The 23765-nt window shown below is 69.5% G+C and carries 22 protein-coding genes; 2 read left to right on the forward strand and 20 right to left on the reverse strand.

The genetic code is table 11. The annotated features are described in order from the left end of the window. Nucleotides 1-8 precede the first annotated feature (8 nt). The 16 genes from AB0F44_RS07340 to xylA form a co-directional block, all read right to left on the reverse strand. Nucleotides 9-2324: a bifunctional (p)ppGpp synthetase/guanosine-3',5'-bis(diphosphate) 3'-pyrophosphohydrolase gene (locus AB0F44_RS07340; RefSeq protein ID WP_357354050.1), complete on the reverse strand. Its 2316-nt coding sequence runs from the start codon at nucleotides 2322-2324 to the stop codon at nucleotides 9-11. A gap of 75 nt (nucleotides 2325-2399) precedes the next feature. Continuing rightward, nucleotides 2400-2966, reverse strand: a complete 567-nt coding sequence (locus AB0F44_RS07345) for an adenine phosphoribosyltransferase (protein ID WP_350658843.1) — start codon at nucleotides 2964-2966, stop codon at nucleotides 2400-2402. Continuing rightward, on the reverse strand, nucleotides 2963-4204 hold the full coding sequence (gene secF / locus AB0F44_RS07350) for a protein translocase subunit SecF (protein ID WP_357354052.1): 1242 nt from the start codon (nucleotides 4202-4204) through the stop codon (nucleotides 2963-2965). Before secF ends, AB0F44_RS07345 begins: the two co-directional genes overlap by 4 nt. Then, complete coding sequence (gene secD / locus AB0F44_RS07355; RefSeq protein ID WP_357354054.1) at nucleotides 4204-5910, reverse strand: protein translocase subunit SecD; 1707 nt, start codon at nucleotides 5908-5910, stop codon at nucleotides 4204-4206. The genes secF and secD overlap by 1 nt, the downstream gene beginning before the upstream one ends. A gap of 7 nt (nucleotides 5911-5917) precedes the next feature. Continuing rightward, entirely contained in the window at nucleotides 5918-6301 is a 384-nt protein-coding gene (yajC, locus tag AB0F44_RS07360) for a preprotein translocase subunit YajC (protein WP_357354056.1), read from the reverse strand. Nucleotides 6302-6388: 87 nt separating this feature from the next. After that, on the reverse strand, nucleotides 6389-7471 hold the full coding sequence (gene ruvB, locus AB0F44_RS07365) for a Holliday junction branch migration DNA helicase RuvB (RefSeq protein WP_357354058.1): 1083 nt from the start codon (nucleotides 7469-7471) through the stop codon (nucleotides 6389-6391). Nucleotides 7472-7477: 6 nt separating this feature from the next. Further along, on the reverse strand, nucleotides 7478-8077 hold the full coding sequence (gene ruvA, locus AB0F44_RS07370) for a Holliday junction branch migration protein RuvA (protein WP_350714981.1): 600 nt from the start codon (nucleotides 8075-8077) through the stop codon (nucleotides 7478-7480). Beyond that, nucleotides 8074-8598: a crossover junction endodeoxyribonuclease RuvC gene (ruvC, locus tag AB0F44_RS07375; protein ID WP_160022870.1), complete on the reverse strand. Its 525-nt coding sequence runs from the start codon at nucleotides 8596-8598 to the stop codon at nucleotides 8074-8076. The genes ruvA and ruvC overlap by 4 nt, the downstream gene beginning before the upstream one ends. Before the next feature lie 154 nt (nucleotides 8599-8752). Next, the gene (locus AB0F44_RS07380) at nucleotides 8753-8995 is read right to left on the reverse strand and encodes a DUF6458 family protein (RefSeq protein ID WP_350842552.1); all 243 of its coding nucleotides are present in this window, start codon (nucleotides 8993-8995) and stop codon (nucleotides 8753-8755) included. Nucleotides 8996-9115: 120 nt separating this feature from the next. Further along, entirely contained in the window at nucleotides 9116-9883 is a 768-nt protein-coding gene (locus AB0F44_RS07385) for a YebC/PmpR family DNA-binding transcriptional regulator (RefSeq protein ID WP_350658852.1), read from the reverse strand. Between the two features lie 121 nt (nucleotides 9884-10004). Beyond that, the gene (gene pdxT, locus AB0F44_RS07390) at nucleotides 10005-10577 is read right to left on the reverse strand and encodes a pyridoxal 5'-phosphate synthase glutaminase subunit PdxT (protein WP_357354061.1); all 573 of its coding nucleotides are present in this window, start codon (nucleotides 10575-10577) and stop codon (nucleotides 10005-10007) included. Next, the gene (pdxS, locus tag AB0F44_RS07395; protein ID WP_355020160.1) at nucleotides 10574-11470 is read right to left on the reverse strand and encodes a pyridoxal 5'-phosphate synthase lyase subunit PdxS; all 897 of its coding nucleotides are present in this window, start codon (nucleotides 11468-11470) and stop codon (nucleotides 10574-10576) included. The genes pdxT and pdxS overlap by 4 nt, the downstream gene beginning before the upstream one ends. A gap of 92 nt (nucleotides 11471-11562) precedes the next feature. Next, the gene (locus AB0F44_RS07400; protein WP_357354064.1) at nucleotides 11563-12336 is read right to left on the reverse strand and encodes an inositol monophosphatase; all 774 of its coding nucleotides are present in this window, start codon (nucleotides 12334-12336) and stop codon (nucleotides 11563-11565) included. Further along, complete coding sequence (gene pgsA, locus AB0F44_RS07405; RefSeq protein ID WP_357354066.1) at nucleotides 12333-12953, reverse strand: phosphatidylinositol phosphate synthase; 621 nt, start codon at nucleotides 12951-12953, stop codon at nucleotides 12333-12335. The genes AB0F44_RS07400 and pgsA overlap by 4 nt, the downstream gene beginning before the upstream one ends. 100 nt (nucleotides 12954-13053) lie before the next feature. Further along, nucleotides 13054-14448, reverse strand: coding sequence for a xylulokinase (gene xylB, locus AB0F44_RS07410; RefSeq protein WP_357354068.1), 1395 nt, complete (start codon nucleotides 14446-14448; stop codon nucleotides 13054-13056). A 10-nt stretch (nucleotides 14449-14458) separates the two neighbouring features. Then, a complete protein-coding gene (gene xylA / locus AB0F44_RS07415) occupies nucleotides 14459-15613 on the reverse strand; it encodes a xylose isomerase (RefSeq protein WP_357354070.1) in 1155 nt (384 codons plus the stop codon). Between the two features lie 139 nt (nucleotides 15614-15752). On the opposite strand from xylA, the gene AB0F44_RS07420 reads away from it, so the two are divergent. Then, the gene (locus tag AB0F44_RS07420; RefSeq protein WP_357354072.1) at nucleotides 15753-16946 is read left to right on the forward strand and encodes an ROK family transcriptional regulator; all 1194 of its coding nucleotides are present in this window, start codon (nucleotides 15753-15755) and stop codon (nucleotides 16944-16946) included. On the opposite strand, the gene AB0F44_RS07425 is transcribed toward AB0F44_RS07420, so the two are convergent. The 4 genes from AB0F44_RS07425 to AB0F44_RS07440 are packed head-to-tail and all read right to left on the reverse strand — an operon-like array spanning nucleotide 16943 to nucleotide 22476. Then, nucleotides 16943-19363: a glycoside hydrolase family 3 N-terminal domain-containing protein gene (locus AB0F44_RS07425; protein ID WP_357354074.1), complete on the reverse strand. Its 2421-nt coding sequence runs from the start codon at nucleotides 19361-19363 to the stop codon at nucleotides 16943-16945. The genes AB0F44_RS07420 and AB0F44_RS07425 overlap by 4 nt on opposite strands. Further along, nucleotides 19360-20211, reverse strand: a complete 852-nt coding sequence (locus AB0F44_RS07430; protein ID WP_357354076.1) for a carbohydrate ABC transporter permease — start codon at nucleotides 20209-20211, stop codon at nucleotides 19360-19362. The genes AB0F44_RS07425 and AB0F44_RS07430 overlap by 4 nt, the downstream gene beginning before the upstream one ends. Continuing rightward, on the reverse strand, nucleotides 20208-21152 hold the full coding sequence (locus AB0F44_RS07435; protein WP_357354078.1) for a sugar ABC transporter permease: 945 nt from the start codon (nucleotides 21150-21152) through the stop codon (nucleotides 20208-20210). Before AB0F44_RS07435 ends, AB0F44_RS07430 begins: the two co-directional genes overlap by 4 nt. Nucleotides 21153-21195: 43 nt before the next feature. Next, nucleotides 21196-22476, reverse strand: a complete 1281-nt coding sequence (locus tag AB0F44_RS07440) for an extracellular solute-binding protein (protein WP_357354080.1) — start codon at nucleotides 22474-22476, stop codon at nucleotides 21196-21198. A 160-nt stretch (nucleotides 22477-22636) separates the two neighbouring features. On the opposite strand from AB0F44_RS07440, the gene AB0F44_RS07445 reads away from it, so the two are divergent. Continuing rightward, nucleotides 22637-23665 carry a LacI family DNA-binding transcriptional regulator gene (locus tag AB0F44_RS07445; RefSeq protein WP_357354082.1) on the forward strand — a complete coding sequence of 343 codons (1029 nt, stop codon included), beginning with the start codon at nucleotides 22637-22639 and terminating at the stop codon, nucleotides 23663-23665. The last annotated feature ends 100 nt before the right edge of the window (nucleotides 23666-23765 follow it).

The raw sequence follows: 23765 nt of genomic DNA on the forward strand, positions 1-23765 counted from the left end.
ACTCACTCTCATTGCGTGACACGGTAGGCGTCGAAGACGCCGGGGACGGTGCGTACCTGCTTCAAGACCGTGTCGAGGTGCTTGGAGTCGGCCATCTCGAAGGAGAAACGGGACTTCGCGACGCGGTCGCGAGTGGTGGTCAGCTGGGCCGAGAGGATGTTCACGTGGGCGTCTGAGAGCGCCATGGTGATGTCGGACAGGAGCCGGGCACGGTCGAGCGCCTCGACCTGGATGTTGACCAGGAAGACCGAGTTGGACGTTGAGCCCCACTCGACCTCGAGCAGGCGCTCGGGATGGGATCGGAGCTCGGTGGCGTTGGTGCAGTCGGTGCGGTGGACGGAGACTCCCCCGCCCTTGGTGACGAAGCCGAGGATGTCGTCGCCGGGCACCGGCGTGCAGCACTTGGCGAGCTTGACCCAGACGTCCGGGGAGCCCTTGACGACCACGCCGGCGTCGGAGTTGGCGGTGGAGACCTTGCCGTGGCGCCTGCGGCCGACGTTGATGGCCTCGGCGAGGTCCTCGGCGGCACCGTCGTCGCCGCCGTGGTCCTCGATGACGCGGCGTACGACCGCCTGCGCGGAGAGGTGGCTCTCGCCGACCGCGGCGTAGAGAGCATCGACGTCGGCGAGGTCGAAGTGGTCGGCGGCGAGCATGAGCGACTCGCGCGACATCAGCCGCTTGAGGGGCAGGCCCTCCTTGCGCATGAGCCGGGCGATCGCGTCCTGGCCCTTCTCGATGGCCTCGTCGCGGCGCTCGCGGGTGTGCCACTGCCGGATCTTCGCCTTGGCCCGGTTGGACTTGACGAACGAGCCCCAGTCCCTCGACGGGCCGGCGTTGGGTGACTTGGAGGTGAAGACCTCGACGACGTCGCCGCTCTCCAGGGTCGACTCCAACGGCACCAGACGGCCGTTGACCCGGGCGCCGATGGTCTTGTTGCCGACCTCGGTGTGGACGGCGTACGCGAAGTCGACCGGGGTCGCGTCGGCAGGTAGCGCGATCACGTCACCCTTGGGCGTGAAGACGTAGACCTCGGTGCGCTTCATCTCGAAGCGCAGCGACTCCAGGAACTCGCCGGGGTCGTTGACCTCCGACTGCCAGTCCATGAGCTGTTTGACCCAGCTCATGTCGTTGTCCATCGGCCGGTCGGTGTCGACACCGGCGCGGCCGTCCTCCTTGTATTTCCAGTGCGCGGCCACACCGAACTCGGCACGGCGGTGCATCGCGAAGGTGCGGATCTGCAGCTCGACCGGCTTGCCCTGCGGGCCGATGACGGTCGTGTGCAGCGACTGGTACATGTTGAACTTCGGCATCGCGATGTAGTCCTTGAAGCGCCCCAGGACGGGGTTCCATCGCGAGTGCAGGATGCCGAGGACGGAGTAGCAGTCGCGCTCGTCCTCGACCAGGATCCGGATGCCGACCAGGTCGTTGATGTCGGAGAAGTCCTTACCGCCGACGATCATCTTCTGGTAGATCGAGTAGTAGTGCTTCGGTCGGCCGGTGACCGTCGCCTTGATCCGGGCCTCGTGCAGGTCGCGCTCGACCTGATCGATGACCTGGGCCAGGAACTTCTCACGCGACGGGTTGCGGTCGGCGACGAGGCGGACGAGCTCGTCGTACATCTTCGGGTAGAGGGTCGCGAAGGCGAGGTCCTCGAGCTCGAACTTGATGGTGTTCATGCCGAGCCGGTGGGCCAGCGGCGCGTAGATGTCGAGGGTCTCGCGGGCGCTGCGCTCCTGGCTCTTCTGCGGGACGTAGCGGAGCGTACGCATGTTGTGCAGGCGGTCGGCGAGCTTGATCACAAGCACCCGGATGTCGCGGGACATCGCCACGACCATCTTGCGGATCGTCTCGGCCTGCGCGGAGTCGCCGTAGGTGACCTTGTCGAGCTTGGTGACGCCGTCTACGAGGTGGGCGACCTCCTCACCGAAGTCGCGGGTGAGCTCCTTGAGCGTGTAGGGCGTGTCCTCGACGGTGTCGTGCAGCAGCGCCGCCACCAGGGTCGGCTCGGTCATACCGAGTTCGGCGAGGATCGTGGTCACCGCGAGCGGGTGGGTGATGTAGGGGTCGCCGCTCTTGCGCATCTGCGTGCCGTGGAGGCGCTCAGCAGTGACGTACGCCCGCTCCAGCAGCGTCAGATCGGCCTTCGGGTGGTTGGACCTCACCGCCCGGAACAGCGGCTCCAGCACAGGATTGCCCGGCGTGCCGCGTCCGCCGATCCGGGCCAGGCGCGCACGGACACTGCGGCCCGACGGGGCCGGGCCACTGCTCTCCCGCGCCTCGATGTTGTGCGCACGAGGCTGCGCGACGATGCGATCCTCTGCCATAGCCAGAGTCTACCGGCCCGACCCGGAGCGTTGGCTAGGACGACACTTGCGGGTTGGACACTAGCGGCTCACCAGCTAGCTGGTGAGCAGTGCGTGCACCGGCGTGTCCGGCAGCTTGCTGCGCGGGTCGAGGAAGCCGAGCTCGAGCAGCACCGAGACGCCCGCGACGACACCGCCGCAGCGCTCGACGAGCTCGATCGTGGCCGCCGCGGTGCCACCGGTCGCGAGGACGTCGTCGATGACCAGTACCCGCTCCCCCGGTGCGACCGCGTCGGTGTGGATCTCCAGAGTGGCCTCGCCGTACTCCAGCGAGTAGGAGACCGCGTGGGTCTCACGGGGCAGCTTGCCGGCCTTGCGTACGGGCACGAAGCCGACGCCGAGGTGCAGGGCCGCAGGGGCGCCGAGGATGAAGCCTCGCGACTCCATGCCGAGCACCTTGGTGACGGTCACGTTGCCGTCCGCGTCGCGCGCCGGAGCGGCGAGCGCCTCGACCACCTGCATGAAGCCCGCGTGGTCGGCCAGCAGCGGGGTGATGTCCTTGAACCCGACGCCCGGCTCCGGGAAGTCGGGAACGTCGGCGACCAGCCGCTCGAGGGTTTCCTCGAGCGACCGGCCACCAGCGGCCGTCTCGGAGACAGTCACTTGCGCTTCGACCTCGACTCGCGCTTCGGCTGCGGCCGCCCGGCGGCGCCGCTGTCGGAGACCTCACGGTGCTGGTCGGGTACGTTGCGGCCCCGGCCGGTCGCGGAGCGGTTGGGGCTGGTGCCCCGGCTCACGCCGGCCTCGTGAAGGTCCTCGGAGGCGCCGTCGCGGAGCTCGTCCGGCTCGTCGTCCTCGGCGACCGGCATGCGCTCGTCGAAGACCGGCACCGCGGCGTACTTGTCGGCTTCCTTCATCCGCGCGGCGGCGCGCTTGTCGGCGTCGACGACGTCCTTCTCCTTCGACTTCAGGTGCACCAGCAGCGGGGTGGCGATGAAGATCGAGGAGTAGGTGCCGACGGCCATACCGACGAAGAGGACCAGGGAGATGTCCTTCAGCGAGGAGGTGCCGAGCTGGACCGCGCTGACGTAGAGGATCGCGACGACCGGCAGCAGACCGATGATCGAGGTGTTCACCGAACGGACCAGGGTCTGGTTGATCGCCAGGTTGGCCGCGGCGGCGTAGGTCTGCTTCTTCTGCGACAGGTTGCGGGTGTTCTCCTTGACCTTGTCGAAGACCACTACGGTGTCGTAGAGCGAGTAGCCGAGAATCGTCAGGAAGCCGGTAACCGTTGCCGGGGTCACCTCGAACCCGATGATCGCGTAGACGCCGACCGTGATGACCACGTCGTGGGCCAGGGCGACGACGGCCGCGACCGACATCTTCCATTCCCTGAAGTAGATCCAGATGAACAGGACCACGCCGACGAGGAAGATGCCCAGCGCGAGGGCCGCCTTCGAGGCGACCCGCTGGCCCCAGCTGGGGCCGATGCCGGTGCGGCTGACGTCGTCCTCGGCCACGTCGGCGGTCTTCGTGATCGCCTCCATGATCGAGTCGTCGGCCTCGGAGTTGTCGGCGATCGCCTTGGTCTCGATGACGACCGACTTGGGGCCGGCGGTGCGCACCGTGGCGCCGTCGGCGGCCTCGACGGCCGTGTCACCGACCGCAGTACGCAGGTCATCGGCGAGCTTCTGGTCGGCCTGGGCGACAGTCACGGTGTAGCGCGTGCCGCCGGTGAAGTCGATGCCGAGGTTGATGCCCTGGAGCGAGACGCCGAGGACGACGGCGACGAGCACGACCGCGGAGACTGCGTACCAGAGCATCCGGCGACCGACGAAGTCGAAGGACTTCTCGCCGGTGTAGAGCTCCTTGCCGAGCCGCGAGATGGAGAACTTGCTCATCAGGCCTTGCCTCCGACCAGAGTGGTGCCCTTGGGGGCGTCGACGGTGCCGATTGCGCGCTGATCCATGCCGGAGAGCACGTGGCCCTTGTTGAAGAAGCCCCAGCCGGCCATCAGCTTGGTCATCGGGTGGGTGAACCAGAAGAACACCAGGACGTCGATGATGGTGGTCAGGCCTAGCATGAACGCGAAGCCCTTGACCTCGTTGGTCGCGAAGACGTAGAGCACGAACGCGGCCAGGAACGAGACGCCGTCGGAGGCCAGACAGGTGTTGCGGGCCCGGACCCAGGCGGTGTCGACGGCCACCCGCATCGAGCGGCCCTCACGCATGTCGTCACGCATCCTCTCGTAGAGGATGATGAAGGAGTCGGCGGTGATGCCGATACCGACGATCAGACCGGCCACGCCCGGAAGGTCCAGGGTGACGCCGGCGGTCTCGCTGAGCAGCAGGATCATCCCGTACGTCAGAGCACCAGCCACGAGCAGCGACCCGATCACCACGATGCTCATCGCGCGGTAGTAGAGGATCGAGAAGATCACCACGAGGATCAGGCCGACCAGGCCGGCCCAGAGTCCGGCGGTGAGCTGGTTGCCGGCCAGCGTCGGGCCGATGACCCGGGTCTGGATGCCGTCCTCGGGGAAGTCGAGCGGCAGCGAGCCGTACTTCAAGTTGTTGGCCAGCGCGGCGGCGGACTCCTGAGTGAAGTCGCCGCTGATCTGGGCGCCTCCGCTGATCCGCGAGTCGGCGGTCGGGGCCGAGATCACCTTGCCGTCCAGGACGATCGCGAACTGCTCGTTGGTGCCGGCAATGGCGCCGGTGGTGTCGGCGAAGACCTTGTTGCCCTCGGACTTGAAGTCCAGGGTCACCACGTAGTTGGCCTGCTGCTGCGGGATGCCGTAGGAGGCCTCGCTGATCTCGGTGCCCTCGATGACCGCCGGGGTCAGCAGGTAGGGGACGCCGTCCTCGTCACAGGTCAGCAGCGGCTTGCCGGGGATGTCCTCGGCCGGCTCGGCGCCTGGTGCGGGGCAGCTGAAGGAGTTGTAGGCGGTGGCCCACTCCTGCGGCGGCTTGCGCATGAACTCGACCGCGTCATCGACCTTGACGACCGCGTTCTCGTTCTGCTTCTCGGGCTTCGCACCGGCCGAGGGGCTGGCGCTCGGGTCGGCGCTCTCGGACGCCTTCTCGGATGCCTTGTCCGAGGCGCTCGCGGTCTCGGAGGCGCTGGCGGTCTCGCCACCGAACGCCGCGCGCGGCGAGGTGCCCGGCACGGTGCCGGTCGAGGGGTCCTGGACCATCGAGCCACTGGGGTCGGCGGCGCCACACGTCTTCTGCGGGCTGCAGGCGACCAGGCGGAAGCGGAGCTTCGCGGTCTGGCGTACGCGCTCGGCGGTCTCCTGCTGCACCTTGCCGGTGCCGGGGATGGAGACCTTGATGACGTCGTTGCCCTCGGTGGTCACTCGGCCGCCGGTGATGCCGGAGCCGTTGACGCGCTGGTCGATGATCGACTTGGCCTCGTCGAGGCTCTCCTTGGGGACCGAGCCGCCTTCGGAGTTCTCCGCGGTCATCGAGATCTCGGTGCCGCCGCGCAGGTCGAGGCCCAGCTCGGGCTTCCAGGTGCCGGCGAACGCGATGCCGCCGAACATGATCGCAATGGCCAAGAAGAGCAGTGCGAGTGTCCGGCCGGGGCGCGCTGTCTTGCGTGCCATGTGTTGGTCAGTCCTTCTTGTCGAGGTCCACGATGACGTTCTCGGCGTCGGCGGAGGTCTTGTCGGCCGCAGCCTCGACCTCGCGCTCCTCGCCGGTCTCGTCGTCGCCGGTCTCCTCTTCGATCTCCTCAGCAGGCGCCTCGGTGACCTTCTGGGCCACGGCCTGGCGCACGACCTGGATGACGACGCCGTCGGCGATCTCGACCTTGATGTTCGTCGTGGTCTCCTCGACCTCCGCCACGGTGCCGTAGAGCCCGGCGGTCAGCATCACCCGGTCACCCGGCTGGAGGTTGAGCTGGAGCTCACGAGCCTGCTTCGCACGCTTCTGCTGCGGCCTGATCAACAGGAAGTAGAACAGGACGATGATGACGATAAAGGGAAGGAATTCCACGGGGGTTCGGCTCCGACAGTCTGAGTGGTCACCGGCAGGCGCACGGCGACGTGCAAGTCTAACCAGGCACCTGGTTGAGACTGTGAATCAGGCCTCATCCCAGAGCGTGTCCACGGACCAAGATGCCGCCTCAGTGTTGGCCGGGACCGGCAGTCCGAGGTGTTGCCAGGCGGCTGGGGTGGCAACACGGCCCCGCGGCGTACGGGCCAGGAAGCCGGAACGCACCAGGAACGGCTCGGCCACCTCCTCGACCGTCTCGCGCTCCTCCCCCACCGCGACGGCGAGGGTGGAGATGCCCACCGGGCCGCCGCCGAACCTGCGGCACAGGGCGTCGAGGACGGCCAGGTCGAGCCGGTCCAGGCCGAGCGGGTCGACCTCGTAGAGGTCGAGCGCCTTCTCGGCGATCTGCTGGGTGACCGTGCCGTCGGCCTTGACCTGGGCATAGTCGCGTACGCGGCGCAGCAGCCGGTTGGCGATCCGTGGCGTGCCTCGGGAGCGGCCGGCGATCTCGGCGGCGCCGTCGTCCTTGAGCGTCACCTCGAGCAGCCCCGCGGAGCGGCGCACGATCAGCTCGAGGTCGGCCGGGTCGTAGAGCTCGAGGTGGCCGGTGAAGCCGAACCTGTCCCGGAGCGGACCCGGGAGGAGCCCGGCGCGCGTGGTCGCGCCGACCAGCGTGAACGGCGGCAGGTCGATCGGGATCGCGGTCGCGCCCGGGCCCTTGCCGATGACCACGTCGACCCGGAAGTCCTCCATCGCCAGGTAGAGCATCTCCTCGGCGGGTCGGCTCATCCGGTGGATCTCGTCGACGAAGAGCACCTCGCCCTCGTTGAGCCCGCTCAGGATCGCGGCCAGGTCGCCAGCGTGGGTGATCGCCGGGCCGCTCGTGATCCGAAGCGGCGCCGACATCTCGGCGGCGATGATCATCGCGAGGGTCGTCTTGCCGAGGCCCGGCGGCCCGGAGAGGAGTACGTGGTCGGGGGCCCGCTCACGCCGCCGCGCCGCCTCGAGGACGAGGCCGAGCTGCTCGCGGACGCGTTGCTGGCCGATCAGCTCGTCGAGGGTCTTCGGGCGCAGCGCGGCCTCGACGGCGCGGTCGTCGCCGTCGGCCTCGGCGATGGTGAGCGAGGAGAAGTAATCCTCCTCGGCCTGGTCCAGGTCGTCCTCGTGCATGGGTCCTTATGCCTTCGAAAGGGTGCGCAGGGCCGCCCGAAGAAGCAGCGAGATGTTGGCCTGGTCGCCGGCCTCGGGCTCGATCGCGGTCACCGCCTTGTCGGCGTCCCGGGCGTTGTAGCCCAGGCCGACGAGGGCCTCGGTGACCTGGTCGCGCCACGGCGCCGCTGTGGTGGCGCGCGCAGGGGCGGAGGCGGTGCCGGTCGGGGCGCCGATCCTGTCCTTGAGCTCCAGGATGATCCGCTGGGCACCCTTCTGCCCGATGCCGGGGACCTTGGTGAGGGTCTTGGCGTCCTCGCCCGCGATGGCCAGCCGGATGCCGTCGGGCGAGAGGACGGCGAGCATGGCCTGGGCGAGCTTCGGGCCGACACCGGAGGCGGTCTGGAGAAGCTCGAAGAGCGTGCGCTCGTCTGTGTCGGTGAAGCCGAAGAGGGTCAGCGAGTCCTCGCGCACGACCAGGCTGGTCGGCAGGTGCGCCTCCTCGCCGGTGCGGAGCGTGGCCAGCGTGTTGGGCGTGCAGAGCAGCTCGATGCCGATCCCGCCGACCTCGACGACGGCGGTGGAGAGACTGACGGCGGCGACCTTGCCGCGTACGGACGCGATCACTTCTTTGTCCTTCCGGCCGCGGCGAGCGCGGCTTCGATGCGGTTCTGGGCGCCTCCGCGCCACTGGTGGGTGATGGCCAGCGCCAGCGCGTCGGCGGCATCGGCGGGCTTGGGCGGGGTCGAGAGCCGCAGGATGCGGGTCACCATGGCGGTCACCTGGGCCTTGTCGGCGCGGCCGTTGCCCGAGACGGCGGCCTTGACCTCCGAGGGCGTGTGCAGGGCGACCGGGAGACCGCGCCGCGCGGCGCAGACCATCGCCAGGCCGCTGGCCTGGGCCGTACCCATGATCGTGGAGACGTTGGACCGCGCGAAGATCCGCTCGATCGCGACCGCGTCGGGCCGGTGCTCCTCGATCCAGGCGTCGATCCCCTTCTCGATGGTCACCAGCCGCTCCCAGACGGGGAGATCGGAGGACGTACGGATCACTCCGACGTCCACCATCGACAGCGGCCTGCCGAGCGAGCCGTCGACCACGCCCATCCCGCACCGGGTCAGGCCGGGGTCGATCCCAAGCACGCGCACTGAAGCACCTCTTCCACAACGACCGGGCCGGCCGGGTGTCGAACGTCTGTTCGTAGACTACCTGCCGGCCGCTGCCTCCGGCGCTACGACACCCTCATTCAGGATGACGCAACGCGCCTCGGAGGTCACCAGTCGCTGTAGAGGCCTCCTGCGCTCACAGGCTGTCGGTCCGCCGCTCCTCGACGGTCTCCGTACCGTCCGCATGCCTCCGCCTCGCGACCGTGCGTGAGCGACCGCCGGTGTTCAGCGTCACAGCGGTCAGGATCAGCACCAACGCTCCGACGGCGGCCAGGATCCAGCCGATCATCGTCAGATCGACCCCGCTGACCGAGACGTGCACAGCCAGCGCCAGGACCAGCCCGACCACGAGCAGAATCGCTCCTACGCCGTATCCCATCGTGTCCTCCTTCCAGCGGGAACGCGCCCTGGTGGCGGTTCGCGACCTTCCGGGTACCCGGCATCCACCCCGGGCATGAGCCGGTTCACAAGGGGACGACAGCGCGCTCGGCGCCGCAGGTCAGGCGTCGACGGTCTCCATGACCTCATCGGGAACGTCGGCGTTGGAGAAGACGTTCTGGACGTCGTCGAGGTCGTCGACGGCGTCGATGAGCTTGAAGACCTTCTCGGCCGCGGAGGCATCGGCGACGGGGATGTCCATGGAGGCCACGAACTGGACCTCGGCGGAGTCGTAGTCGATGCCGGCGTCCTGCAGCGCGGTGCGTACCGCGACGACGTCGGAGGGGTCGGAGACGATCTCGAAGGACTCACCGAGGTCGTTGACGTCCTCGGCACCGGCGTCGAGGGTGGCCTCGAGGAGGTCGTCCTCGGAGATCTCCTTGCCCTCCTGGGCCTTGGCCACGACGACGACGCCCTTGCGGTCGAAGAGCCGCGAGACCGAGCCCGGGTCGGCCATGGTGCCGCCGTTGCGGGTGACCGCGGTGCGCACCTCCATGGCCGCCCGGTTGCGGTTGTCGGTCAGACACTCGATGAGGAGCGCGACGCCCTGGGGGCCGTAGACCTCGTACATGATCGTGTCGTAGCTGACCCCGCCGCCGTCGAGCCCACCGCCGCGCTTGACCGCGCGGTCGATGTTGTCGTTGGGGACCGACTGCTTCTTGGCCTTCTGGATCGCATCGAAGAGGGTCGGGTTGCCCGTCGGGTCAGGACCGCCGGTCTTGGCCGCGATCTCGATCGTCTTGATGAGCTTGGCGAAGAGCTTGCCGCGCTTGGCGTCGATCGCCGCCTTCTTGTGCTTCGTCGTTGCCCACTTGGAGTGGCCGCTCATCTGGAAACCGTCCTTTGCCCCGCGTCGTCGCTGATGCTTGTCGTGCCGCCTCCGCTCTACCCATTTTCGGGGCGCCACATGGCAGCAGACACCCAGTTTAACTACGTGCGGTGCGTCACCGTCAGCAGCAGGTGTCGACGAAGAGCTGATGCAGCCGGTCGTCGGCGTTGACCTCCGGATGGAACGAGGTCGCCATGAGCTGGTTCTGGCGTACGGCGACGGGGTGCTCCCCCACGCTCGCCAGCACCTCCACGCCCGGACCGATCTGCTCGACCCAGGGCGCCCGGATGAAGACGCCGTGGACCGTGTCGTCCAGCCCGGTGACCTCCAGGTCGGTCTCGAACGACTCCGTCTGCCGCCCGAAGGCGTTGCGCCGGACGGTGATGTCGAGCCCGCCGATCGTCTCCTGGCCCTGGGCCGCGTCGAGCAGCCGGTCGGCCAGGAGCACCATGCCGGCGCAGGTGCCGAGCGCCGGCATCCCGCCGCGGACCCTCTCGCGGAGCGGGTCGAGCAGGTCGAACGTACGCGCCAGGCGCCACATCGCCGTCGACTCCCCGCCGGGGATGACGAGAGCGTCGCACGCGTCGAGCTCCTCCCGACGGCGTACGGACGTCGCCTTCACCCCCAGGCGGTCGAGGGCGGCGAGGTGCTCGCGGACGTCGCCCTGGAGGGCGAGTACGCCGACAGTGGTCACCAGCCGCGCTCCGCGAACTGGATCGACCTAGCCGGCTCGTCGACGTTGATGCCGACCATCGCCTCGCCGAGGCCGCGGGAGACCTTGGCGACGACGTCGGGGTCGTCGTGGAAGGTGGTCGCCTTGACGATCGCCTCGGCGCGCTGGGCAGGGTTGCCGGACTTGAAGATGCCGGAGCCGACGAACACGCCCTCGGCGCCGAGCTGCATCATCATCGCGGCGTCGGCCGGGGTCGCGATGCCGCCGGCGGTGAACAGGACGACCGGGAGCTTGCCGTTCTCGGCGACCTCCTTGACCAGCTCGTAGGGAGCCTGGAGCTCCTTGGCGGCCACGTAGAGCTCGTCCTCGGCAAGGGCGCCGAGACGGCGGATCTCGCGGCGGATCGTACGCATGTGGGTCACGGCGTTGGACACGTCGCCGGTGCCGGCCTCGCCCTTGGAGCGGATCATCGCCGCGCCCTCGGTGATGCGGCGCAGGGCCTCGCCGAGGTTGGTCGCGCCGCACACGAACGGCACGGTGAAGGCCCACTTGTCGATGTGGTTCTCGTAGTCGGCCGGGGTCAGCACCTCGGACTCGTCGATGTAGTCGACGCCCAGGGACTGCAGCACCTGGGCCTCGGCGAAGTGGCCGATCCGGGCCTTGGCCATGACCGGGATGGAGACGGCCTCGATGATGCCGTCGATCATGTCAGGGTCGGACATGCGGCTCACGCCGCCCTGGGCACGGATGTCGGCGGGGACGCGCTCGAGCGCCATCACCGCCACCGCCCCGGCGTCCTCGGCGATCTTCGCCTGCTCGGCGGTGACCACGTCCATGATCACGCCGCCCTTGAGCATCTCCGCCATTCCTCGCTTGACCCGCGAGGTTCCCGTCTCATTCATGCTTGTAGCCATGAGGCGATCGTAGGTCGGGACGAGGCGTACGCCCTCCTCGGAAAGCCCTGCTCAGGCCACTGTTCCCAAAGTGGACTGCTCCAAGTGGACTGCTACCCGGCCAACGCCGCGGCGGCCTCGGCCACCGCGGTGGGGGCGCCGGCCAGGGACCAGGTGACACCACCGGCTTCCACCTGGGTCGTGGCTCCGCCGGCCCCCAGGACGAGGGCGGCGCCGGGGAGGCGGTCCCAGTCGGGGACGGAGTGCTGACAGAAGAGGTGGAGCTTTCCCTGTGCGATCGCGGTGAGGTCCATCGAGCCGGAGCCGAGGATCCGGATCGAGGCGGCGTCGCTGGCGACGCGGACGTAGGCCTCGCCGACCGGATGCTTCAGCTTCGAGGGGTGGAGGTAGGTGGTGAGGCAGGCGAGGGCGAGCGGCGTGTCGGGCATCGCGTCGAGCCGGACGCCGTTGCGGGTGGTGGGCAGCTCGGGGCCGCCGACGTAGACCGCGTCCTCCGCCGGTGAGTAGATCGCACCCAGGACGATGCCGTCGCCGTCGGTCAGCGCCAGCGCGGAGCACCACCAGTCGAGGCCACGTACGAAGTTGTAGGTGCCGTCGACCGGGTCGATGGTCCACACCCGGCCGGTGGCCGACTCACGGGCCGAGCCCTCCTCGCCGAGGATGCCGTCGCCGGGGTGCTCGTCCGTCAGGCGTTCGACGATCGCCTTCTCGGCGGCCTTGTCGGCGGCGGTGACCAGGTCGGAGACCGAGGTCTTCGTCTCGATCGAGTCGCCGATGCCCTCGGTGCGCATCTTCGCGGCGAGCGAGCCGGCGCCGCGGACGAGCTCCGCGGCCAGGCGTACGTCTGCCTCCGTCGGCGCGGTCACGAGGCCGCCTCCTCGGCGAGGGCCTGCTTGCGGACGGTCCAGATGCGCTGGCCGACGGTGACGGTCGAGGCGACGGCGAGGATCCACAGCGCGATGTAGATGAGCAGGTCGAGGGAGAAGATGCCGGCGAAGCCGGTCATCACCAGGACCAGGACCAGACGGTCGGCGCGCTCGGCGATGCCGACGTTGGCGGTGAATCCCAGCGACTCGGCGCGGGCGCGGGCGTAGGAGGTGACCGCACCTATGACGAGGCACCACAGGGACAGTGCGAGATAGAGGTCGGAGTCACCCGGGCCGGCGAAGTAGAGCGCCAGGCCACCGAAGACCGCGCCGTCGCCGAACCGGTCGAGGGTGGAGTCCCAGAAGGCACCGAACTTCGACGTACGCCCGACGGCACGCGCCATCGCCCCGTCGATCAGGTCGCTGAACACGAAGCAGGTGATGAAGATCGTGCCGGCCAGCAGCTCGCCGCGCGGGTAGAACGCCAGCGCTCCGACCGCTACTCCGATGGTGCCGACGAGCGTCACGAGGTCCGGGCTGATCTTCAGCGCCACGAACAGCCGGACGATGGGCGCGAGGACGACTCCCTGAACGAAGCCTTTGATGTGATCCAACATGGCGCGGCCACGCTATCGGATCCCACCGACAACTCGATCGACCGAACTGCAAACTCGATCGGTACAACTGACGTCTCGGCCGACGCAAGCGCCGTCTCGGCTAGGTTCCTTCGGTCAGATCGCGGACCTCGGCGTAGCGGGAGCGGACGGCGGGGTCGGGGTCGGCCTCGTACGTCTCGGTGCCGGCGAGCTCCCAGGTCGGGGGCTCCGCGCCGCCGGCGAGGAGCCAGGCGGCCTGGCGGGCGGCGCCGTCGGCGACGTACTCCCCCGGTTCGGGGACGAGTACGGGGTGGCCGAGGACGACGGGGGCGAGACGGCGTACGGCCTCGGATCGGGCGCCACCGCCGACGAGGAGTACGCGGTTGACCGCGACGCCCTGGGACTTCAGCGCGTCGATGCCGTCAGCGAGGCCGCAGAGCAGTCCCTCGACGGCCGCGCGCGCCAGGTAGGCAGGTGCAGCGGTGGCGAGGGTCAGACCGTGGATCACGCCACGAGCCGACGGCCGGTCGGGGGTGCGCTCGCCCTCGAGATAGGGGACGAGGACCAGCCCACCGGAGCCCGAGGGGGCCTCCAGCGCCAGCCGGGAGAGCTCCTCGTGGCTCACCCCGAGCAGCCGGGTGGTGGCGTCGAGTACCCGCGCGGCGTTGAGGGTCGCGACCAGCGGCAGGTAGCGGCCGGTGGCGTCGGCGAAGCCCGCCACGGTGCCGGACGCGTCCGAGGTGGGCGTCTCCGAGACCGCGCAGGCGACGCCGGATGTGCCGATCGAGACGACCACGTCGCCGGGCCGGGCGCCGACACCCAGAGCCGCGCCGGCGTTGTCGCCGCAGCCGGGGCCGAGCAGTGCGCCGGCCGGCGTACGTCCTGCCGAGGCCGCCGGCGCGAGCACCTCCGGCAGCACGACGTCGTCACGCCCGAGGGCGCGTTTGAGCAGGTCGCGACGGTATTCGCCGGTCACCGCCGAGTAGTAGCCGGTGCCGCTGGCATCACTGCGATCCGTACGCAGCGCCTCCAGCCCCGGCGCACCCGCGAGCTTCCAGGTCAGCCAGTCGTGGGGCAGGCACACCGCCGCGACCCGGGCCGCGGCTTCAGGCTCGTGCTCGGCCAGCCAGCGCAGCTTGGTGGCCGTGAAGCTGGCCACCTGCACCGAGCCGACGGCCTCGGCCCAGGCCGCGGCACCCAGCTCAGTGTTGAGCGCGGCGGCCGCGCCGGCCGAGCGGGTGTCGTTCCACAGCAGCGCGGGACGTACGACCTCTCCGGCCTCGTCCAGGCACACCATCCCGTGCTGCTGTCCACCGACGGAGACGGCGGCGACGTCATCGAGCCCGCCGGCCGCCTCGGCGGCCGACTCGAGCGCGGTCAACCACGCCGCCGGGTCCACCTCCGTCCCCTCGGGGTGCGGCGCGGAGCCGGAGCGCACCAGCGCCCCGGTCTCCGCGTCACGGACGACGATCTTGCAGGACTGGGTCGAGGAGTCGACCCCGGCGACGAGCGGCATGCCCTGCAACCTAACGAAGCCCGAGGAGGTGGTCCATGGCCAGCTGGTCGAGGTGCTCGAACGCGTAGCCGTGGTCCAGCTTCTCGATGTCGTAGGTCGCCTTGCGGATGTCCTCGAGCGTCTCGCCCTCGGCCAGGGTAGGCACGGAGAGCTCCTCGACCTGCGAGGCCTCGAGCGCAGCCTTGACCTCCGGGTCCGCCCGGAACGCCTTGGCCCGCTCACGCAGCACGAGGTAGTTGCGCATGCAGCCCGCGGCCGACGCCCACACGCCGTCCTCGTCCTCGGTGCGCGGCGGCTTGAAGTCGAAGTGGCGCGGGCCCTCGTAGCCCTTGGACTCCAGCAGGTCGACCAGGTTGAACGCACCGCGCAGGTTGCCGGCGCCGAAGCGGAGGTCCTGGTCGAAGCGCGGGCCGTGCTGACCGTTGAGGTCGATGTGGAAGAGCTTGCCGTGCCACAGCGCCTGCGCGACACCGGAGGCGAAGTTGAGTCCGGCCATCTCCTCGTGACCGACCTCCGGGTTGAGGCCGACCAGCTCGGGACGGTCGAGGGTGTTGATGAAGGCGAGCGCGTGGCCGATGGTCGGCAGCAGGATGTCGCCGCGGGGCTCGTTGGGCTTCGGCTCGATGGCGAACCGGATGTCGTACCCCTGCTCGGTCACGTAGTCGCCGAGCAGGTTGACCGCCTCGCGGTAGCGGTCCAGCGCGGCCGCGATGTCCTTGGAGGCGTGGGACTCGGCGCCCTCACGGCCACCCCACATGACGTACGTCGTCGCACCGAGCTCCGCGGCGAGGTCGATGTTGCGCGCCACCTTGGCGATCGAGTAGCGGCGCACCTCGCGGTCGTTCGAGGTGAAGCCACCGTCACGGAAGACGGGGTGACCGAAGAGGTTGGTGGTGGCCATCGGCACCTTGAGGCCGGTCTCATCCAGCGCGGCCTTGAGCTTGTCGATCTCCGCCTGGCGCTCGGCGTCGCTCGCGTCGATCGCGAAGACGTCGTTGTCGTGGAAGGTGATGCCGTAGGCGCCGAGCTCGGCCAGCTTGTGCACCGAGTGGGCGACGTCGAGGTGAGGCCGGCTCGCCGATCCGAACACGTCCTGTCCGTTCCAGCCCACGGTCCACAGCCCGAAGGTGAACTTGTCCTCGGCGGTGGGGGTGTAATCCGTCATAGCCTTGCTTCCTCACATTAGTTCATGACTCGGACTATATGACCATCATGAAACGCGACGGCCGTCACATTGTCAACCCTTCTGGCACCCATGAGCGGGTCGCTTGACCCAAAGTTCATAACTTGGTCTAATCCCGTGCATGACCGTCAGAACCGAGCCTGCCCAGCATGCCGGGATGCGGGCGAGCAACCTCGCGCTCGTGCTCGGCGAGGTAGCGCGCACCAGCCCGGTCTCCCGGGCGCAGGTCGCTGCGCGCACCGGCCTGACGAAGTCGTCGGTATCCGGGCTGGTGTCCGATCTCATCTCCGCCGGCCTGATCCAGGAGAGTGCCCCTGCCGCGACCGAGCGTGGTCGGCCCGCCACGGCGCTCAGCCTCGCTCCCGGAGGCATAGCCGGCCTCGGCCTGGAGGTCAACGTCGACTACCTCGCCGCCACGGTGACCGACCTGACCGGCATGCCCCGCTACCACCACGTCGTACGCCGCGACAACCGCGGCCGCGAGGTCGACGAGGTGGTCGCCGACCTCATCGAGGTGGCCCGCACCGCCGCCCGCAGCGCCGCCTCCCAGGGTCTGCCGCTGTCAGGTGCCTGTGTGGCGGTTCCCGGTCTGACCGTCGACGGTGCCGTCGTACGCACGCCCAACCTGGGCTGGGACCGGGTCGATCTCGCCGACGCCGTCCGCGAGGGCACCGGGCTCGAGGTCGACCTGGAGAACGAGGCCAATCTGGCGGCTCTCGGCGAGATGTGGTTCGGCGGTCACGAGCACGACGGCGCTCCCCTGCGCGACTTCGTGCACGTCTCCGGTGAGATCGGCATCGGTGGCGGCATCGTGATCGGAGGCGAGGTCTTCCGCGGCGCGCATGCGGGTGCCGGCGAGCTCGGCCATGTCGTGGTGGCCCCCGGCGGCCCGCGGTGCGGCTGCGGCGGTCACGGCTGCCTGGAGCGGATGGCCGGGCAGCAGGAGATCCTCGCCCGCGCGCAGGTGGCGACGATGGCCGACCTCACCCGGGCCTGCGAGGCGGGAGATCAGGCCGCGCTGGACGCCGTCGCCGGCGCCGGGCGACACCTCGGCGTCGCGCTCGCCTCGGTCATCACCCTCCTCGACCCCACCGCGATCGTGCTCGGTGGCGCCTTCGCCACGCTCGCGCCCTGGCTCTCCGCGGCGACCGCGGCCTCGATCAGCCACCACACCGGTGCCGTCGAACCGCCCCGGCTGCTGGTCTCAGGGCTCGGCAGCGACGCCGCGGTGCGGGGAGCGGCCGGGACCGTCGTACGTCGCGTCATCGCCGATCCCGCTGCCCATCTCGCCCGGCAAGCCGCCCAACCCAGCTAGCGCGAGACCGTCGCCGTCGTGATCCGCCGGTCAGCGGTGCTGACCCGGTGGACGTCACCGGTGACGGTGACCAGCGCCTTGTCGATGCCCGACTCGCCGACGGCAGAGGGCGTCTCGACGTCGGAGATCTCGGCGATGCCCTCCGCGACGGCGGTGGCGACCTTCTCGCCAGCCGAGGCGGCGACCCAGACCTCGACGTCACCGGGCTCGACGACACGGGCGAGGCTCCGGTCCGTGAAGGCAAGCCGGGTCGTGGGCACCTCGAAGCGCACCGTCGCCGACTCGCCCGGCTGTAGCGCGACCCGCTGGTAGCCGAGCAGCTGCGCGATCGGTCGGACCACAGAGGCCTGCAGATCGCGACCGTAGAGCTGGACCACGTCCACACCGGCGACATCACCGAGGTTGGTGACGGTCACCTCCACCTCGAACGTGCCACCGGCCTCGACCGAGCGGTCGGCCGAGAGCCCGATGTGGCCGAAGGTGGTGTAGGAGAGTCCGAAACCGAACGGCCGCACCGGGGTCGAGTCGGCGGAGGTCACCCCGGAGGGCCCACCAAGGATGGGGTGCAGGTAGGTGTAGGGCTGGGCTCCGGCCGAGCGCGGCAGGGTCACCGGCATTCGCCCCGACGGGTTGACGGCACCGGTGAGGACGCGGGCGATCGCGGGTCCGCCCTCCTCGCCCGGGAAGAACGCCTGCAGCACCGCCGCGGGACGGTTGGGGCCATTCTGATCGCCTCGGGCTCCGCTTCGGCCGTCCAGCGCCCAGCCGATGGCGTACGGCCGGCCGGTGACCAGCACCAGGACCGTCGGGGTCCCGGTGGCGACCACGGCCTCGATCAGCTCACGCTGGACGCCGGGCAGATCGAGGGACTCGGTGTCGTTGCCCTCCCCCACGGTGCCCTTGCCGAACAGGCCCGCCTGGTCGCCGGCGACGACCACGGCGACCTCAGCCCTGCTGGCCGCCTCGACGGCAGCCGCGATCCCGGTGGTGTCGGTGCCCTCGATCTCGCAGCCCCGGACGACCTCGATATCGGCGGAACCCAGCTCGGCCCGCAGCGCCTCCGCGATCGTCGGCACCTCGATGCCGAGCGCGACGTCGGGATGGTGGGCGAGGACGTGGTTGGGGAAGGAGTAGCACCCCATCAGCGCCTCGGCACGGTCGGCGTTGGGACCGATCACCGCGAGCCTGGTGGCGGTCCGGGCGAGCGGGAGGGTGCCGTCGTTGGACAGCAGGACCACCGACTCCTCGGCCAGGCGGCGGGCCACGTCCCGGTGGGCCGGGGTGTCCAGGTCGATGTCGGTCGGCGGCTCGGCGGCGAACTCCTCGTCGAGCAGCCCGAGCTCCTCCTTCGCGGCCAGCGCTCGCAGGACGGCACGGTCGATGACCGCCTCGTCCACCTCGCCGGCCCGGACCAGCGCGGCCAGGGGCTCCAGGAACGTGTCGCCGCTGGGCAGCTCGACGTCGATCCCGGCCTCCAGAGCCATCGCGGCGGCATGGCCACGGTCGCCCGCGACCCCGTGCATGAGGGCAAGGAAGGCGACCGAGAAGTAGTCGGACACCACCGTCCCGTCGAAGCCCCACTCCTCGCGCAGCAGCCCGGTGAGCAGCTCGGTGTTAGCGGCCAGCGGAATGCCGTCGACGTCGTTGTAGGCGTTCATCACCGACCGCGCGCCGCCGTCGAGAACGGCCATCTCGAAGGGCGGCAGGAAGACGTCCGCCAGCTCACGCGGTCCCGCGGCGACCGGGGCGTGGTTGCGGCCGGCCCGCGAGCCGGAGTAGCCCACGAAGTGCTTCAAGGTCGCCTGGATGCCGGCGGACTGCAGCCCCCGGACGTACGCGGTGCCGACCGTCCCCACCACGTAGGGGTCCTCGGAGATGGCCTCCTCGGAGCGTCCCCAGCGCGGGTCGCGGATCACGTCGAGCACGGGTGCGAGGCCCTGGTGCACCCCCAACGTACGCATCGAGGAGCCCATCAGCGACGCCATCTCCTCGACGAGATCAGGGTCGAAGGCGGCACCCCAGGCCAGTGGCGTCGGGAAGCAGGCGGCCTTCCAGGCGGCCAGCCCGGTGAGGCACTCCTCGTGGACCAGCGCCGGGATGCCCAGCCTGGTCTCGCGCAGCAGCCGGCGCTGCTCCTCCCACAACCACTGCGCCCGCTCGGCCGGTTCGACCGGACGGGTGCCGTAGACACGGGTGAAGTGGCCGATCCCGTGCTCGGTGACCTCGGCGAGCCGCTCCGGCGCGCCGGCCGTCATCTCGTCGGCCAGCGGCGCGACGACCTCATCACCGTGGTCGATCCAGAAGCCGACGAGCTGCGCCAGCTTCTCCTCGAGCCTCATCCGCGCGTGCAGCTCGTGTACCCGCGTGGATACCTGCGGCCATGCACGGGTCTGGGCTGGTTTCTGAATGTCGGTCATCCCTTCACCGCTCCTTGCAGTCCGGAGACGATCCGGCGCTGCAGTGCCAGGAACAGCACCAGCGCGGGGATCATCGCAATCGTCGTGAACGCCAGGACACCGGCGGTGTCGGCGGAGTGCTCGGTGGAGAAGTCGGCCACCCCGAGCGGCAGCGTGCGCATGTCGTCCTGCAGCAGCAGGAGCGGCAGGATGTACGCGTTCCAGGAGGTCACGAAGGCGAGCACCGCCACCGTGATCACCCCCGGCATCGACAGCGGCAGCATGATCCGCCAGAAGACGCCGATCCGCGAGGCGCCGTCGATCAGCGCCGCCTCCTCCAGCTCGCGCGGCAGCGCCATCAGGAACGGCCGCAGGATCACCACCGTCAGTGGCAGCGCGAAAGCCGCCTGCGGCAGCGCCACTCCCCACCAGGTGTTGCCCATCCCCAGGTCGCGGGTGACCAGGATGAACAGCGGGATCACGGCCACCGCCGCCGGGAAGAGCAGACCCAGCACGAAGACCATGAACAGTGCCTCGCGACCCTTGAACTTGTAGCGCGCCAGCGGGTAGGCAGCCATCACCCCGAAGACCACCGCGACCAGCGTGGTGATGACCGCGATGACGGTCGAGTTGATCGCGTACGTCCAGAACGACCCGCCGCTCAGCACGCTGGAGTAGTTCGATGTGACCCATGGGTCGGGCAGCCCGGTCGGCTTCTCGGCCAGCTGGGCGTTGGTTCGGAAGCCGCCCATCGCGCCGTAGAGCACCGGCCCGACGGTGATCGCCACGACGATCAGCGAGACCAGATAGACGAGCACGTTGTTGCCGCCGCGCTTGCCGCGCGGCGCCAGGTTGGTTGTGACGCTCATGCCGCCGCCTCCTTGGTGTCACGGCGCAGCACGACCAGCTGGTAGACCAGCGCCATCACGAACGCGATCGCGAACAGGACGACCGAGGCCGCCCCGGCGATGCCGTAGTTGTGCCGGTTGGTGCCCTCGTCGATCAGGTACGTCGCCATCGTGGTCGTCGCGTCGGCGGGCCCGCCTCCGGTGAGGACCCAGATCATGTCGAAGCACTGGATCGAGCCGATCATCGACAGGAAGCACCAGGTGCGGATCGTCGGGCCGAGCAGCGGGATGCTGATCCGCCACTGCGTCTGCCACCAGCTGGCACCGTCGAGCTGTGCCGCCTCGTAGAGCTCCTCGGAGACACCTTGCAGGCCCGCGAGGAACAGCAGCACCGCCAGGCCGAGATACTTCCAGGTCAGCACCGCGAGCACGACCCACAGGGCGACTTCGGGAGTGCCGAGCCAGCCCTCCTCGGGCGGGCTGAGGCCGATCCCGTTCATGAGGGCGTCGACCAGGCCGTACTCCGGTTGCAGCAGCTGGAACCAGATGACGCCGGCGATGACCTCGGCCAGGACGTACGGGACGAAGATCAGCGTCCGCAGCACCCCCTGCCCCGCCATCTTGCGGTTGAGCAGCAGCGCGATGGCCACGCCCAGGGGCAGCTGCACGATGATCGAGCCGACCACGATGATCATGTTGTGGGCGACCGCATCCCGGAAGACGCTGTCGGCGAGCACCTCGGCGTAGTTCTCGAGCCCGACGAAGTCGTCGAGCGGGCCGAGGCCCTTCCAGTCGTAGAGGGAGAACCGCGCCGCGGTGATGATCGGCCAGGCGACGAACAGGGCCATCAGCGCCAGGGCCGGGGTCACGAAGAACGCGATCTCCGCCCACTTGCGCCAGCCGTCTCGAGACCGGTGCGGCCGCCCCGAGGCGACCGCACCAATAGTTGCTTCAGAGCTCACGAGGCGACCGTGCCTCCCGAGGGCGTCCTTCGGTCAGCCATGCTCACTTCTCCTTGTCCGCGGCTTCCTGGGTCGCCTTGACGACGTCCTCAGGAGTGGCCTTGCCGGCGAACTGCAGCGCGATCTCGTCGTTCATCGCACCGCCGATCGACTCACCGAAAGCGGTGTCGAAGTAGAGCTGCACGAACGGTGAGTCGTCGCGCACCTTCAGCAGCTCGGCCAGTGCCGGGTCCTTGACCGAGGAGCCGGCCGCCGGGATGGTCGGCAAGCCCATGTCGTTCTCGGCGAAGCCCTTCTGGACCTCGTCGGAGAGCAGGTAGTTCACGAGGTCGACGGCCTTGTCGGGCGCTCCCTCGGAGACCGCCCAGGCGTCACCGCCGCCGAGCTGCGCGGTCGGGTCACCCTCGCCGCCCTCGACGGCCGGGAACGGGAACCAGCCGGTCTTGTCGCCGAGCCCCTTCTTGTCCTCGGTGAGGCCCTGCATCACGCCGGGCTCCCAGTGGCCGGCCAGCTCCATGGCGACCTTTCCGGTGGCCAGCAGGCCGCTGGCGGAGGTCGGCCCGGTCTGCGACGGAGTGGAGAGGAAGCCCTTGTTGAACGGCTTCTGGGCGACGATCTCGTCGACGGTCTCACCCGCCTCGACGAAGCACGGGTCGGAGAAGTCCAGGTCGGCGACCGCGCTCTCGAGCACGTCCTGGGAGCAGGCGCGCAGCGCGGTGTAGTACCAGTAGTGCGCGGCCGGCCAGCCGTCGCCGGCGCCAAGCGAGACCGGGGTGATGCCGGCCTTGTCGAGCTTGTCGAACGCGGCGTACAGCTCTTCCATGGTCGCCGGGGGCGCGGTGACCCCAGCCTTCTCGAAGAGCTCGGTGTTGTACCAGAACCCGACCACTCCCATGGAGAACGGCAGGGCGTACGTCTTCCCGTCGACCTGCCAGCCGGCGGCGCTGCCGCCGATCTGGTCGATGATGTCCTTGGAGTCCTCGGAGAGGTCGCGGGTGAGCCCGGCCTCGACGTGGTCGGCGAGCTCGCCGCCGCCACGCTCCATGTAGACGTCCGGGACGTCGCCGCTCTGGAAGGCGGCGTCGAGCTTGGTCAGCATGTCCTCGTGGGCGAAGGCCTGGACCTTGACGTCGACGCCGGGGTTGGCCTTCTCGAAGTCCTTCGCAACCTGCTCGTAGTACCCCTTGCCGGGGTCGTTGTTGGAGTTATGCCACCAGGTGATGGTCTTGTCGTCGCCACCGGAGTCGCCCGAGCCGCCACAACCGGTGGCGGCAATCATCAATCCGGCGCACAGCGCGGCGAGCGCTTGTGTCTTCCTCGACATCTTGGGACCTCTTCGTCACAGCTATGGATGTATGGGTATGTGACTGCCGCCACATCGTCGGGGTCGAGCATGGCGCTTGCCAGGTGCTCGTGTCAATCGTTGTCGATAACGTTTTCGTAGATGGTTATCGAACTTGGCCCGAGTGGGCTACTGTCAGGCCATGAGCACGCTCGATCAGCCACGCCCCCGCCGGGTGACCATCACCGACGTGGCCCGGGAGGCCGGCGTCTCGGTGGCAACGGTCTCCAAGGTGATCAACGAGCGCTACGGCGTCAGCGAGGCGACCGCCGAGAAGGTGCTCGCGGTCATCGACGAGCTCGGCTATCAGTCGTCCCTGATCGCCTCGAGCCTGCGCCGCAAGTCCACCGGCGTGATCGGCGTGCTCGTTGCCGAGTTCGAGCCCTACTCCGCCGAGCTCCTCAAGGGCATCTCGGCGGCCTTGGACGGCACCGGCTACGAGCTGTTGGCCCACGCCGGCCGCACCGGCGCCCACAACCACACCGGCTGGGAGCGCCGCTCGCTCTCCCGCCTCGGCCACACCCTGATCGACGGCGCGATCGTGGTCACGCCGTCGATGATCATCACCGACGAGACCACCATCCCGGTCGTCGCGATCGACCCCCACACCGGTCCGGACGGTCCGATGACCGTCGACGCCGACAACATCACCGGCGCCCGGCTCGCCGTCGACCATCTGGTCGGGCTCGGCCACCGGCGCATCGGGTTCCTCGGCGGTCGTCCCGACCTCCGCTCCGCAGGCCTGCGCGAGCAGGGCTACCGCGAGGCTCTCCACGACGCCGGCCTGAGCGTCTCCCCCGATCTGATCCGGGTGGGCGGCTACCACCCCGAGCTCGCCGAGGCACCGGCCCGCGAGCTGCTCTCGCTCCCGGCCGGCGAGCGGCCCACCGCCATCTTCGCCGCCAACGACATCTCCGCGATCAAGGTCATCGAGGTCGCCGGCTCGCTCGGCCTGCGCGTGCCCGAGGACCTCTCGGTGATCGGCTTCGACAACGTACCCGAGGCCCGCGACGCCACTCCCCCGCTCACCACCGTCGCCCAGCCGCTCCACGAGATGGGCCGGGCCGCCCTCGAGCTCCTGCTCGAGCTGCTCGAGGGCAAGCAGACCGAGCGCCACCTGCGGCTGCCAGCCGAGCTGGTCGAGCGCAGCAGCACCGCTCCGCCTGCCTGAGCCTTCATCACGGTATGCAGCGAAAGGCGCACATCCCGTGCGGAGCTCCGCTGGGGATGTGCGCCTTCGCCTGCATACCCTTCGACAAGCTCAGGACATC

The organism is Nocardioides sp. NPDC023903, assembly GCF_040639295.1.
Lineage (GTDB): Bacteria > Actinomycetota > Actinomycetes > Propionibacteriales > Nocardioidaceae > Nocardioides.

Coding starts and splice junctions, on each gene's coding strand:
- AB0F44_RS07385 (WP_350658852.1), bottom strand. CDS start 9,883: ATGAGCGGCCACTCCAAGTGGGCAACGACGAAGCACAAGAAGGCGGCG.
- AB0F44_RS07425 (WP_357354074.1), bottom strand. CDS start 19,363: ATGACCGACATTCAGAAACCAGCCCAGACCCGTGCATGGCCGCAGGTA.
- pdxS (WP_355020160.1), bottom strand. CDS start 11,470: ATGGCTACAAGCATGAATGAGACGGGAACCTCGCGGGTCAAGCGAGGA.
- xylB (WP_357354068.1), bottom strand. CDS start 14,448: ATGCCGCTCGTCGCCGGGGTCGACTCCTCGACCCAGTCCTGCAAGATC.
- AB0F44_RS07445 (WP_357354082.1), top strand. CDS start 22,637: ATGAGCACGCTCGATCAGCCACGCCCCCGCCGGGTGACCATCACCGAC.
- AB0F44_RS07340 (WP_357354050.1), bottom strand. CDS start 2,324: ATGGCAGAGGATCGCATCGTCGCGCAGCCTCGTGCGCACAACATCGAG.
- AB0F44_RS07380 (WP_350842552.1), bottom strand. CDS start 8,995: ATGGGATACGGCGTAGGAGCGATTCTGCTCGTGGTCGGGCTGGTCCTG.
- AB0F44_RS07430 (WP_357354076.1), bottom strand. CDS start 20,211: ATGAGCGTCACAACCAACCTGGCGCCGCGCGGCAAGCGCGGCGGCAAC.
- secD (WP_357354054.1), bottom strand. CDS start 5,910: ATGGCACGCAAGACAGCGCGCCCCGGCCGGACACTCGCACTGCTCTTC.
- pgsA (WP_357354066.1), bottom strand. CDS start 12,953: ATGTTGGATCACATCAAAGGCTTCGTTCAGGGAGTCGTCCTCGCGCCC.
- AB0F44_RS07440 (WP_357354080.1), bottom strand. CDS start 22,476: ATGTCGAGGAAGACACAAGCGCTCGCCGCGCTGTGCGCCGGATTGATG.
- xylA (WP_357354070.1), bottom strand. CDS start 15,613: ATGACGGATTACACCCCCACCGCCGAGGACAAGTTCACCTTCGGGCTG.
- AB0F44_RS07420 (WP_357354072.1), top strand. CDS start 15,753: ATGACCGTCAGAACCGAGCCTGCCCAGCATGCCGGGATGCGGGCGAGC.
- ruvB (WP_357354058.1), bottom strand. CDS start 7,471: ATGCACGAGGACGACCTGGACCAGGCCGAGGAGGATTACTTCTCCTCG.
- secF (WP_357354052.1), bottom strand. CDS start 4,204: ATGAGCAAGTTCTCCATCTCGCGGCTCGGCAAGGAGCTCTACACCGGC.